Origin of the sequence: Halobacterium jilantaiense (assembly GCF_900110535.1) — an archaeon.
Classification (GTDB): Archaea; Halobacteriota; Halobacteria; order Halobacteriales; family Halobacteriaceae; genus Halobacterium; species Halobacterium jilantaiense.
Genome location: NZ_FOJA01000001.1, coordinates 672,657 through 683,804, shown reverse-complemented (window position 1 = coordinate 683,804; position 11,148 = coordinate 672,657). Strand labels below are relative to the sequence as shown.

Genomic DNA, 11,148 nt, shown 5'->3' with positions numbered 1-11,148 from the left:
GAGGTTCGAAGAGCCAGGCTGTCGATGGCTGCGGTGGTCCCGCTCGCCCTCCTCGGCGGTGCGCTCGCACTGGTCGTCGGGTACGACACCCTCGCTGTGATTTTCGCCTGCCTCGCTTCCATCGGCGTGCTCGGGTACCGGCTCGTCCCCCGGTACGCGTACCTGTACGAGATTCCGACGGAGGTGGACCGCTCGTCGAGCAGGACGTTCTTCGCGTCGCTGTACAAGCTCGCTATCTTCTGCGCCGCGTCCGTGACACTCGGGTACTTCTGGGTGGTGTTCGACTGGGTGACGGTCGCGACGCTCGTTGGCCCCCCGCCGACGCTACCGCTGGCCGCGCTCAGCGTTCTTCCGGGTGTGTTCCTCGGAGCGGGCGTTCCTCTCCTCGCCCAGAGAGACATCGTCTTCCATCGGCTGGAGGGGTCCCAGACCGGCCAGTTTGTCGGGAACACAATCACATTCGGTTCGCTCCTCTCGCTTCTGACCTGGGCTCGGGGAGCCGTCTCCGGTTTCGTCGCCGCCTACGTCGTCAGTCGACTCGCCGTGCTGGTGGGTTGGCAGGTGGCAGCCGGCGACTGACGACGGCCCGACGGTTCGCTCAGAACTCCGGTTCTCGACCGTTGAGGAACGCCGAGACACCTTCCTCGTGTTCGTCGGTGTCGTAGGCGTGGCTCTGGAGGAGATTCTCGTGGTCGAGGGCGTCGCCCCACTCCTTCCCGAGGTTGTCGTGGAGCGCCTGCCGGATGATGCCGATGGTCTCGGTGGGGCGCGCTCGGAGCGTGTCGAGCAGGGCCTCGATTGTGGCGTCCAGTTCGTCCTCCGGGACGGCCTCGTTGACGAGGCCGAGGTCGGCGGCCTCGGCGGCGTCGACGAACTCCGCCGTGAACGCCAGCCGCTTGGCCGCGCGCAGGCCGACGAGCTTCGGGAGGAGGTAGCTGCCGCCCGTGTCGGGAATCAGGCCCACGCGGACGAACGCACACGAGAACCGGGTGTCCGGGGTGGCGTACGCGAAGTCCGAGAGCGCGACGAGCGCGAGGCCGGCCCCGACGGCGTCCCCGTCCACCTTCGCGACGAGTGGGACGCGGGCGTCCATCGCGGCCTCGGCGAGCCGACCGAAGGAGTCCTCGACGGTCTCGTAGTAGTCCCGAACGGTGCCGTCGCGCTCCGCCATCGTCTGCACGTCGCCGCCCGCGGAGAACGCCGGGCCCTCGCCAGCGAGCACGACTGCGTCGTAGGTCTCGGGGTCGACGGCTTCCAGTTCGGCCGCGAGGTCGGCTGCCACTTCGGTCGTGAACGCGTTCATGACGTCCGGCCGGTCGAACGTGATGCGGCGGACGCCGTCTGTCGTCTCGGTGTGCACGCCCGTGGGTTCCCCGCGGAGGCTGATAACTCTGTGCGGCTGACTACGAGTGTCTCGACACCGTATCGCTCTGACTCCAGATGGTCGTTCAGCTTGCGCGTGACCCGCTGCCGGACAACCGAGTCGAAACCATCGGTCACCCCTCCGGGCTCTGTCAGGGGGTGAGAAACGCGCCGACCCCAGCCAGCGAGCAGAGCGCCGTAACGAGGAGCGGGATGCCGTACAGCTGTATCAGGTACGCGCGCCGGTATCTGCTGTCCAGCTCCGACGGCGAGGCTCTGGTGATGACGGGGTCGATCGATTCGGTCCCCTGTAACCGCACGCGCTCGTTCTCGGTCCCGCTGACTCTCCCGACCACGGTCACGGTCTCTCCCGCACTCACGGTCGTCTCCTGGAACTGCACCGTTCCTTCCGGGGTCCGGATGGCGTTCAGGAGCCGACCGAGCAACCCCGGCTGCTCGGTGGTCTCCGCCTCGAAGTCGACCCGGGCCCCGAGTTCGTCGTAGCCCTCTGGCCACTCCTCGCTGGGAGTCAGCCTGTCCTCGAACTCGGGCGGGTCGAGTGCCCTCGCAATCGAATCGAGAGCCGAGTTCTCGATAGACCCGAGCAAGTGCTTGAGTTCGTCGGTGGCACTCAGCGCGTTCTCTCTGCTGACGTCGCTGATTCGGATGTCTCGGGTCTCACCCGCAACCACCAGAGTCTCGGCGTCGATTCCGATGCCTGCGACGGACCAGTAGGACCGGCCATTGAAACTATCGTACCTGCGGAGTACCCCCATCTTCCAGAAGGCCAGTTTGCACTGCGTGGACTGGACGGGCGAAGTGATGGTCCCGCCGGTGTCTCTTATTCGACCAGACAGTTTCACCAGTTCGCCGTCACTGACCGTGGCCGACGGCAGCACTGGGAGGTCGGTCAGCGCGCGGTACTTCTCCCGAACCTGCCATCCCCGGTATATCAACGGCGAACCGAGTGCCACGAGGACCACGAACAGCACGAGGGCGCTACCGGCGGCCTTGCCAGCCCGGGCCGTCTCGGTCGCGGTCAGGATGTCGTGCGGAGTGTAGCCGGGATGCACGTTCGAGATTGGGTCCGGGGGGCAGGGGGTTAAAACCGGCGAGGCTGCCGGGCTGAGGCGCGACACGGTCGGTGACGTATTCCGGGTACGCGGCTTCGCACGCCGGGCACGCTATCGGAACTGCCTGCTCGCCCCAGGCAGAGCGGTAACGGGTGGCCACGGACACACTTTTGTGGAGTGCTTCGGACAGTGCGGGCGTGCCAGTCCCCGAACACGTCCACGTCTGCCCGCAGACGCTCGAACTCGACGACCGGCCCGACCCGACGTTCAACCCCGCGGCGGTGGAGACGGACCGCGGCCTCCTGCTCGTCGACACCGGTGTCCCGGGCGAACTCGACCAGTGGCGGACGAACCTCACCGACGCCGGCTTCGCCCTCGACGACGTCTGGGGGGTCGCGCTCACACATCAGGACGCCGACCACGCCGGCGGCCTCGCCGCCATCAGCGACGCCGTCGACCCCGTCGTGTTCGCGCACCCGACCTGCGCGCCGTACGTCGACGGCCGGAAGCAGCCCGTAAAGATTCCCGAGGAGAACGGACGCTTCCCCGCAGCACCGGTCCACGTCGAGGTCACTGGCGGCGCGCGCTTCGACACGCACGCCGGTCCGATGGCGGTCGTGGAGACGCCGGGCCACGCCCCGGGCCACGTCTCGTACCACTTCCCCGAGGCCGGCTTCCTCGTGTCCGGGGACGCCCTCCACTGCCCCGAGGGCGACCTCGACGGCCCTCGGTTCCCGATGGACGAGGCGACCGCCGTCGAGTCGATGCGCGAACTCGCCGCCCGGGAGTTCGACACGACGCTCTGCCAGCACGGCGGCGTCGTCGAGGAGGGAACCGACGCGCTGAATGCGGTTCTCGCCGACCGCGGCGACTGAGCGGCGCTCGACCTACAGGGCACCGGCGAGCAGCCGGTCGAGGCCGCGCCGGAGGCGTTCGAGGTACGCGGACTTCGAGACGCCGAGCGCGGCGGCCACGTCGCCGGCGTCGGCGTCCCGCGGCACCGAGAAGTAGCCCATTCCGTGTGCGGTGCGGAGGGCGTCGGCCTGCGCGGGCGTGAGCCCCCAGCGCTCCGCGACGGCGGCGTCGCCGCGCTCGCCGATGGGGTAGGTTCGTTCGAGAGTGACGCCGACCGTGTCGCCGGCGGCCGCCAGCACCGCCTGGAGCACGTCACGGCCGACGACCGCGCCGGCGACGCTCGCGTCGCCGTCCCGGTAGTGCAGCGAGTCTACGAGCAGACCGGCGTCCGTGAGCTCGTGGACGACGCAGGGGTGTTTGGAGAGGCAGCGGTACGTGTACCGGTCGTCGTCTCGGGCGAGGTGGAGGTATCGCACGCGGTCGTCGCCGTCCAGCGCGGCGGCGAGGCCGTCGCCGTCGGTCGACGAGAACTGGAGGAGCGCGTAGCCGTCCTGTCGGAGCTGTGGCGGGCGGGCGTCGACGCTCGCGCCGGTCGCTCGCGTGGCGTCGGCCAGCGGGCAGTCGTCGCCCGCGACGGCGAACTCCACGAACAGACACTCCCCGATCACGGGTCCACGTTCGGCAGCCCGCGTTATGAAGCCCGCGTATAGACGGGTCAACGACTACCCATGTGTGTCCCTCACAATCGTACATGAATATCGAAGCCGTGAAGGAGCGAGCCGGCCCCCGGGAGTTCAGCCCCGCCGACGACCTCCCGCGAGAGTACAGAGAGGCCGCCACGCGCATGATTCAGTTCCACGCGAACAGCGAAGTGATGGGTGGCTACCTCGACAAGGAGTTCACGCGAATGGCTCCGTCCCTCGACCGGAAGCTGGCGTGTACGGCGAAGTGCCAGGACGAAATCGGGCACGCCCAACTGCTCTACCGGGCGGCAGAGAGCCTCGGCGTCAAATCGCGAGAGCAGATGCTGGACGAGCTACAGAACGGGGAGGGGAAGTTCCTGAACTGCTTCCACTACCCCGTCGACTCGTGGTACGAAGCGCCGATGATCGACTTCTTCGTGGACGGCGGCGCGATGCGGCGGCAGGCCACGCTGAAGAACACGTCCTGGGAGCCGTACGCCCACGCGATGGACAAGGTCTGCTTCGAGGAGGGGTTCCACGTCAAGCACGGCGAGGACATCCTCCGAGAGCTGATGCGGTCCTCGAAGGCCAACCAGGAGCGCACCCAGAAGGTGTTCGAGCGGTGGTGGCCGCGCATCCTCCAGTTCTTCGGGCCGACGAACGACGAGTCCCACCACGACGACTTCGCCCAGCAGGTCGGGCTGAAGACCGTCTCGAACGACGAACTCCGGAACTCCTTCCTGAACATGTACGTGCCGAAGGCCGAGAAGTACGGGCTGGAGATTCCCGAGTACCCCCGCATCTTCGAGCGCGACGACGGCACGATGGCCGTCCGCGAGGAGGACCTCGACTGGGACGAGTTCTGGACCATCGCGAAAAACGACTACCCGGGCAGCGAGGAGCAGATCGGCAGCCGACGCCAGCGCCAGAACGCCGTCGCGTGGGTCCGTGAGTCGATGGACGACTGGGAGACCGGAAGCGGCCGGGCGGCCGCGGGGGCGGACTGATGATCTGGGAGGTATTCCGCCAGGAGGAAGCCGGCGACCGCCACACGCACTGCGGGAACGTCCACGCGCCCGACAAGGAGATGGCGACGCTGTTCGCGCAGGTCCAGCACGGCCGCCGGATGCAGACGAACTCGCTGTGGGTCGCACCGAAAGAGGAAATCGGGGAAGTGGACGCCGAGGACACCGAGTTCGGCGGGACGACGGACAAGTCCTACCGGTGGGCGATCACCTACAACAACATCGACGCGAGCTTCGCCGAGGAGGTCGCGGAATCGGAGGCCGACCAGGAGGAACACGCCGAGAAGCGGGGTGGGACGTGATGGAGCCAGCCGAGGCCGAGCTCTTCCGACTGGCCGACGACGAGTACGTGCTCGCGGAGCGCTACGCGGAGTGGCAGATTTTCGCGCCCACCCCCGAGTCGGACCTCGCGCTCGCGAACATCGCCCAGGACGAGTTCGGGCACGCGCGGCTCTGGTACGACCTCCTGGAGGCGGAGTACGGCTACGACGAGCCCGACCTGCTCTGGGAGCGCGACCCGGCGGATTTCGTCCACAGCACCCTCGTGGAACTGGAGACGCCCGAGGGCGACTGGGCGGACACGGTCGTCCGGGGCTACCTCTACGACGTCGCCGAACGGCTCCGGCTCGACGCCCTCGAAGACTCCTCGTTCGAGCCCATCGCGGACCGCGTGCCGAAGGTCCAGGGCGAGGAGGAGTACCACCGCGAGCACGCCCAGTCCTGGCTGGACCGCCTCACCGACAGCGCGGACTCCCGGGAGCGCGTCGAGGCCGCGGTCGACCGGCTGTTCCCGCACGCGATGACGCTGTTCGCGCCGACCGTCGACGAGGACGAGATTCTCGACGCCGGCATCCGGTCGCGGTCGCTGGCCGACCTCCGCGAGGACTGGCTGGACGAGGTCGTGCCGTACCTCGAATCGCTGGGGGTCGCGGTTCCGGACCCCGCCGACGTCGTGCGGCCCGAGCCCCTCGGCAGGGACGGCAGCCACACCGACGACTGGTTCGACCTCCACGACGAGGTCACCGCGACCTACCGCGAACTCGGGTTCGACGAGCCCGCCGAACTCCGGGGTGAGAACGCGTGAGTTCCGACGCCTGCGCGTACACCGACTACGAGGACGGCGAGGTGCCGGCGGGCTTCCCCCGGACGGGCGAGGGCGCGACGGGCGCGGAAGCAGAGGTCTGGGCGGCGCTCCGGGAGGTCGAGGACCCGGAGATGCCGGTCTCCATCGTGGACCTGGGGCTGGTCTACGACGTGAGCGTCGACGGCGACGAGGCCGCGGTGGAGATGACGCTGACGTACACCGGCTGTCCGGCGAAGGACATGCTGACGAACGACGTCAGGTGCGCGGCGCTGACGGCGTCGGGCGTCCAGACGGCGTCGGTGTCGATTCAGTACTCGCCGCCGTGGTCCGTCGAGATGGTGACCGACGACGGGAGAGAACAGCTGCGGGAGTTCGGACTGAGTGTATGAGGGGTGTCGACCCGAGCGCGTCGGCCGGCAGCGAGGACGAAGCGGCGGCGTGTCCGTACTGCGGCTCGACGGACACCGAGCGCGACCACCCGAAGGGCCCGGGGCTCTGCCGGTCGATGCACTTCTGCCGGAACTGCGAGCAGCCCTTCGAGCAGTTCGGGTGACCGCGGCCGACCCCGGTCCGAGCCATACTAGCCCACACCTTACCACGAAGGGGGAAGATTGAGGTATGGGGGACGATAACTCCGTAGTGTTCACCGGCAGTTCTACAGCCCCGGTGGACGTGCCTCTGACATCGGGCGGCCGCTGCCCACGGCTGCCCACTTTCACACTCTCCAGCGTGCCGCTACGCGATTCTCAGGCCTCGAACTCGACCTGTTCCTCGACGTACAGCGTTTCGCCCGCCTCCATGTCGGCGAACTCGGCGGCGTCCGCCTGCACGGCCTGACCGACCTCCGAGTCGAAGGCGTCTGCGAGCGCGCCCATGTCCTCGAAGGACAGCTCGACGACGCCGTCGTGGCTCGACCGCTCGGGGTCGTTCGGCACCGCGGTCACGTACTTCTGGAGCCCCGGCAGGTCTTTCGCCATCTCGGCGTGTTCGCCGCGCCACCGCTCGACGAACTCCTCGTGGGTGTAGTCGTCGCGCTTCACGAGCAGCTGGACCATCTTGACCATGCGACAGACTCCGGGGCGCGGGGGCTTGGTAGTTCGGGACCGCGCCGCCTATGTGCGGCCCCGTCCAGTACTCGGGTATGCGCGTCGAGAACTCCTTCCTGCCCGCGTCGGGCGTGGGAGAGCGAACCGAACGCCGGCTCTGGCAGACGGGGGTCACGCACTGGGACGACTTCGACGGCGACGGCCCCGGCGTCGGGGACGCCACCGCCGAGAACATCTACTCGTTCATCGACGACGCCAGGCGCGCCCTCGACGACGGGGACACCGGGTTCTTCGCGGACGCCCTGCCGAACGGCGAGCTCTGGCGGCTGTACGAGAACGTCGCCGAGGACGCGGCGTTCTTCGACATCGAGACCACGGGGCTGGACGAGCGGACCAGCGAGGTGACGACGGTGAGCGTCCACCGCGGCGGCGACACGACGACGCTCGTCCGCGGCAGCGACCTCACCGCCGAACGACTGGGCGACCTCTTGGACGCGCCGATGGTGGTGTCGTTCAACGGGAAGCGCTTCGACGCGCCGTTCCTCGAGCACAACTTCGACGTCTCCGTCGACGCCCCGCACCTCGACCTGATGTACCCCTGCCGCCGCCTCGACCTCGACGGCGGGCTGAAGCAGGTCGAGCAGGACCTCGGCGTGGCCCGAGAGGGCGTCGAAGACGTCGACGGCCGGGAGGCCGTCCGGCTCTGGCGGCGCTACGAGAACCGCAACGACGAGGCGGCGCTCGACCGGCTCGTGGAGTACAACCGCTACGACACCCAGAACCTCCAGACGATTCTCGACGACGTGGCGGAACGGCTGCACCGCGACGTCTTCGAGGCCCACGTCTGAGCGGCTTCTCGCGGTTGTTTCGGCCGGCAGCCGCGCGACCACCGCCATTTATTATCTAGTGGTATCACTGGCTAATTCATGCCGACACAGCTCGAACACGCCCGAGACGGAACCGTCACCGACGCCATGCAGCGCGTCGCCGACCGCGAGAACCGCGACCCCGAGTTCGTCCGCGAGCAGGTCGCGGACGGACAGGTCGTGATTCCCGCGAACCACCACCACGACGCCCTCGACCCGATGGGCATCGGTCGCGAACTCGCCACCAAGGTCAACGCCAACATCGGGAACAGCGAGACCACGGGCGGGCTCGACGAGGAACTCGAGAAGCTCCACACCGCCGTCCACTTCGGCGCGGACACGGTCATGGACCTCTCCACCGGCGACAACCTCGACGAGATTCGCACGGCGAACGTCGACCACTCGCCGGTCCCCGTGGGCACCGTCCCCATCTACGAGGCCGTCACGCGCGTCGACGACGTCGTCGACATCACTGCCGACCTCCTGCTCGACGTCGTCGAGAAGCAGGCCGAACAGGGCGTCGACTACATGACGCTGCACGCCGGCGTGCTCGCCGAACACCTCCCGCTCACGGACGGCCGCACCACCGGCATCGTCTCCCGCGGCGGCTCCATCCTCGCGCAGTGGATGGAGGAACACGGCGAGCAGAACCCCCTGTTCACGCACTACGACGAACTCTGCGAGATTCTCCGCGAACACGACGTGACCATCTCGCTCGGGGACGGCCTCCGCCCCGGGTCGCTCGCCGACGCCAGCGACGACGCGCAGTTCGCCGAACTCGACACGCTCGGCGACCTCACGCGGCGCGCCTGGGACCACGGCGTACAGGTGATGGTCGAGGGCCCCGGCCACGTGCCGATGGACGAGATTCGGGAGAACGTCGAACGCCAGCAGGAGGTCTGTGACGGCGCGCCGTTCTACGTCCTCGGGCCGCTCGTCACCGACGTCGCGCCCGGCTACGACCACATCACGAGCTCCATCGGTGCCACGGAGGCCGCCCGCGCGGGCGCGGCGATGCTCTGTTACGTCACGCCGAAAGAACACCTCGGGCTGCCCGACGCCGAGGACGTCCGCGAGGGCATGGCCGCCTACCGCATCGCCGCCCACGCCGGCGACGTCGCCAACGACCTCCCGGGGGCCCGCGACTGGGACGACGCCGTCTCCGAAGCCCGGTACAACTTCGACTGGGAGCGCCAGTTCGACCTCTCGCTCGACCCCGAGCGCGCGCAGGACTACCACGACCAGACGCTGCCCGGTGACAACTACAAGGACGCCCGGTTCTGCTCGATGTGCGGCGTCGAGTTCTGCTCGATGCGCATCGACCAGGACGCCCGCGCCATTGAGAACGACGACGCCGAGACGGACGCAAGCGAGGACAGCGAGTCCGCCGGCATGACCGGACTGACGGGGTCGACTGACCTCGACACGTCCGCCGCCGCGGAAGTGAACCTCCCGCCGACCGGGACGCACGACGACGCCGACCTCCCCGAGGAGTCACCGGTCGACCACTCGCAGGCCAGCGGCGACGACGACTAGAGTTCGGGCTCGAACTCCACGCCGCGGACGTCGAAGCGCGCACCGCCGCCCTCCGCGTCGGCGGCCGACACCGTCCAGCCGTGGGCGTCGACGATTGCCTCGACGATGCTCAGGCCGTACCCGGTGCCCTCCGGTCGGGTCGTGTACCCCTGCTCGAACACCTGCGCCGTCTCGATGTCACCGAACCCCGGGCCGTCGTCGACGACGCTGAAGCCGGCGTCGCCGCCACCCGCCTGCGGGTCGACGCTCGTCACGGTGACTGCGATGTCGTCGCCGCCGTGCTCACGGGAGTTCCGGAAGAAGTTCTCGAAGACGGTGCGCAGGCGCTCCGGGTCCGCCGACAGATACTCGCCCGCGTCCGTTTCCACGGTCAGCGTCGCCGTCTCGGGGAGTGCGGTCGACGCGGCTTCCTCCGCGACCTCCCGCAGCGAGACGGTTTCTGGGTTGCCGACGACCGCGCCCTCGCTCGCGAGGCTGCGGACGTCCTCGACGAGTTCCGCCATGCGGTCGACCGCGGACTGCGCGTCTGCCACGGCCTCGGCACCCGAGTCGCCGGCCGCGATTTGTGTCGCCGCCAGGTCCAGGTGTCCGGACGCGACGTTCAGGGGATTCCGGAGGTCGTGAGCGACGACGCCCGCGAACTCCTCTAGGCGGTCGGCCTGCCGGGCGAGCTGTTCGCGTTCGCGTTCGTGTTCGAGTTCGTGCTCCAGCCAGCCCGCGAGCGCCGACACGAACGCCTCGTCGGACTCCGTAATCGGCGCGGCGCGGGGCTCCCGGTCGGCGAAACACAGCGTCCCGTGCGTGGTGTCTCCCAGCCGTATCTCCGCGCCGATGTAACACTCCAGTCCGAACACGTCGTACGCAGGGTCGTCCGCGAACGGCGTCTGCCAGACGTCTTCCATCACCGTCGGTGACGACTCCGCGATGGTCTCCTTGCAGTAGGCGTCTCCGAGGTCGGCCTGCTCGCCCGGCTGCAGCAGCGGGTGGTCGCCGACGGACGCCCGAACCAGCTGGACGCCGCCGTCGATTTTCGTGTAGAACCCCACGTCGAGTCCGAGGTGGTCACTGCCGAGTTCGAGCACGGTCTGCACGCGCTCCCCGAAGCTGTCCTCGTCGTCCGTCGTCGAGTCGTACAGCGCCGCCAGCGCGTCCAGCGTCGCCTCGGCCTCGCCGTCGTCCGTCGCCGTCTCGCGGTGCCCGGTCACCGCCACCGCGAACACGTCCTTTCGGGTGCCGGCGTCCGCGACTGCGGGCGCGGGCAGCGGCTGGAGGTCGAGGTCGACAGTCACCGTCTCGCCGTCGCTCGCCTCGTGGGTCGTCGTGAACTGCCGGCGCTCGCCACCGACGGCCGCCGCGACGTGCTGGCGGACGGCGGCCTGAACCTCGGGGTCGTGGTCGAACCACGGCGTCTCCCAGAAGAGCGCGCCCTCGACGTCCGCCCCGGACGCGTCCACGAGACTCCGGGCAGCGGCGTTCGCGTACTCCAGACTGCCGTCCGGCGACAGAACGCCCGCGTAGCACGTCTTCGAGCCGTAGAGGAGGTCCGCGAACTCCCGGAGCAGCGAGCGCTCGGAGGGAGGGGGTTCGCTCCCCGGCAGGCTGTCACTCATTCGGATGC

The 11,148-nt window shown here is 68.9% G+C and carries 14 protein-coding genes; 9 read left to right on the top strand and 5 right to left on the bottom strand.

Annotation, left to right across the window (positions count from 1 at the left end):
• Positions 1 to 24 precede the first annotated feature (24 nt).
• The gene (locus BMW35_RS03580; RefSeq protein WP_143052140.1) at positions 25 to 579 is read left to right on the top strand and encodes a DUF8100 family protein; all 555 of its coding nucleotides are present in this window, start codon (positions 25 to 27) and stop codon (positions 577 to 579) included.
• 19 nt (positions 580 to 598) lie between these two features.
• On the opposite strand, the gene BMW35_RS03575 is transcribed toward BMW35_RS03580, so the two are convergent.
• Both BMW35_RS03575 and BMW35_RS03570 read right to left on the bottom strand, forming a co-directional pair.
• A complete protein-coding gene (locus BMW35_RS03575) occupies positions 599 to 1,360 on the bottom strand; it encodes an enoyl-CoA hydratase/isomerase family protein (RefSeq protein ID WP_089668029.1) in 762 nt (253 codons plus the stop codon).
• A 154-nt stretch (positions 1,361 to 1,514) separates the two neighbouring features.
• On the bottom strand, positions 1,515 to 2,501 hold the full coding sequence (locus tag BMW35_RS03570; RefSeq protein WP_245708126.1) for a hypothetical protein: 987 nt from the start codon (positions 2,499 to 2,501) through the stop codon (positions 1,515 to 1,517).
• A 131-nt stretch (positions 2,502 to 2,632) separates the two neighbouring features.
• Between BMW35_RS03570 and BMW35_RS03565 the strand changes: the two genes are divergently transcribed.
• Positions 2,633 to 3,310 (top strand): MBL fold metallo-hydrolase, encoded by a 678-nt coding sequence (locus BMW35_RS03565; RefSeq protein WP_177170763.1) that lies wholly within the window; start codon positions 2,633 to 2,635, stop codon positions 3,308 to 3,310.
• 12 nt (positions 3,311 to 3,322) lie between these two features.
• Here the strand turns inward: BMW35_RS03565 and BMW35_RS03560 are convergent, their stop codons facing one another.
• Positions 3,323 to 3,958 (bottom strand): helix-turn-helix domain-containing protein, encoded by a 636-nt coding sequence (locus tag BMW35_RS03560; protein ID WP_089668027.1) that lies wholly within the window; start codon positions 3,956 to 3,958, stop codon positions 3,323 to 3,325.
• An 83-nt stretch (positions 3,959 to 4,041) separates the two neighbouring features.
• Between BMW35_RS03560 and BMW35_RS03555 the strand changes: the two genes are divergently transcribed.
• From BMW35_RS03555 to paaE, 5 genes are read left to right on the top strand one after another with little or no spacing between them, the layout of a single operon-like run.
• Entirely contained in the window at positions 4,042 to 4,980 is a 939-nt protein-coding gene (locus tag BMW35_RS03555) for a Phenylacetic acid catabolic protein (protein WP_089668026.1), read from the top strand.
• Positions 4,980 to 5,300: a 1,2-phenylacetyl-CoA epoxidase subunit PaaB gene (paaB, locus tag BMW35_RS03550; RefSeq protein WP_089668025.1), complete on the top strand. Its 321-nt coding sequence runs from the start codon at positions 4,980 to 4,982 to the stop codon at positions 5,298 to 5,300. The genes BMW35_RS03555 and paaB overlap by 1 nt, the downstream gene beginning before the upstream one ends.
• Positions 5,300 to 6,082: a 1,2-phenylacetyl-CoA epoxidase subunit PaaC gene (gene paaC, locus BMW35_RS03545; protein WP_089668024.1), complete on the top strand. Its 783-nt coding sequence runs from the start codon at positions 5,300 to 5,302 to the stop codon at positions 6,080 to 6,082. The genes paaB and paaC overlap by 1 nt, the downstream gene beginning before the upstream one ends.
• Positions 6,079 to 6,471: a 1,2-phenylacetyl-CoA epoxidase subunit PaaD gene (gene paaD / locus BMW35_RS03540; RefSeq protein WP_089668023.1), complete on the top strand. Its 393-nt coding sequence runs from the start codon at positions 6,079 to 6,081 to the stop codon at positions 6,469 to 6,471. The genes paaC and paaD overlap by 4 nt, the downstream gene beginning before the upstream one ends.
• Positions 6,468 to 6,635, top strand: a complete 168-nt coding sequence (gene paaE, locus BMW35_RS15480; protein ID WP_177170762.1) for a 1,2-phenylacetyl-CoA epoxidase subunit PaaE — start codon at positions 6,468 to 6,470, stop codon at positions 6,633 to 6,635. The genes paaD and paaE overlap by 4 nt, the downstream gene beginning before the upstream one ends.
• A 193-nt stretch (positions 6,636 to 6,828) precedes the next feature.
• Here paaE and BMW35_RS03535 read toward each other — a convergent pair whose 3' ends face one another.
• Positions 6,829 to 7,146 (bottom strand): EthD family reductase, encoded by a 318-nt coding sequence (locus tag BMW35_RS03535; RefSeq protein WP_089668022.1) that lies wholly within the window; start codon positions 7,144 to 7,146, stop codon positions 6,829 to 6,831.
• Between the two features lie 77 nt (positions 7,147 to 7,223).
• Between BMW35_RS03535 and BMW35_RS03530 the strand changes: the two genes are divergently transcribed.
• Positions 7,224 to 7,976 (top strand): ribonuclease H-like domain-containing protein, encoded by a 753-nt coding sequence (locus tag BMW35_RS03530; protein WP_089668021.1) that lies wholly within the window; start codon positions 7,224 to 7,226, stop codon positions 7,974 to 7,976.
• A gap of 78 nt (positions 7,977 to 8,054) precedes the next feature.
• Complete coding sequence (gene thiC / locus BMW35_RS03525) at positions 8,055 to 9,530, top strand: phosphomethylpyrimidine synthase ThiC (protein WP_089668020.1); 1,476 nt, start codon at positions 8,055 to 8,057, stop codon at positions 9,528 to 9,530.
• On the opposite strand, the gene BMW35_RS03520 is transcribed toward thiC, so the two are convergent.
• Positions 9,527 to 11,140, bottom strand: a complete 1,614-nt coding sequence (locus BMW35_RS03520; RefSeq protein ID WP_089668019.1) for a GAF domain-containing sensor histidine kinase — start codon at positions 11,138 to 11,140, stop codon at positions 9,527 to 9,529. The two genes, thiC and BMW35_RS03520, sit on opposite strands and share 4 nt — an antisense overlap.
• Positions 11,141 to 11,148 lie beyond the last annotated feature (8 nt).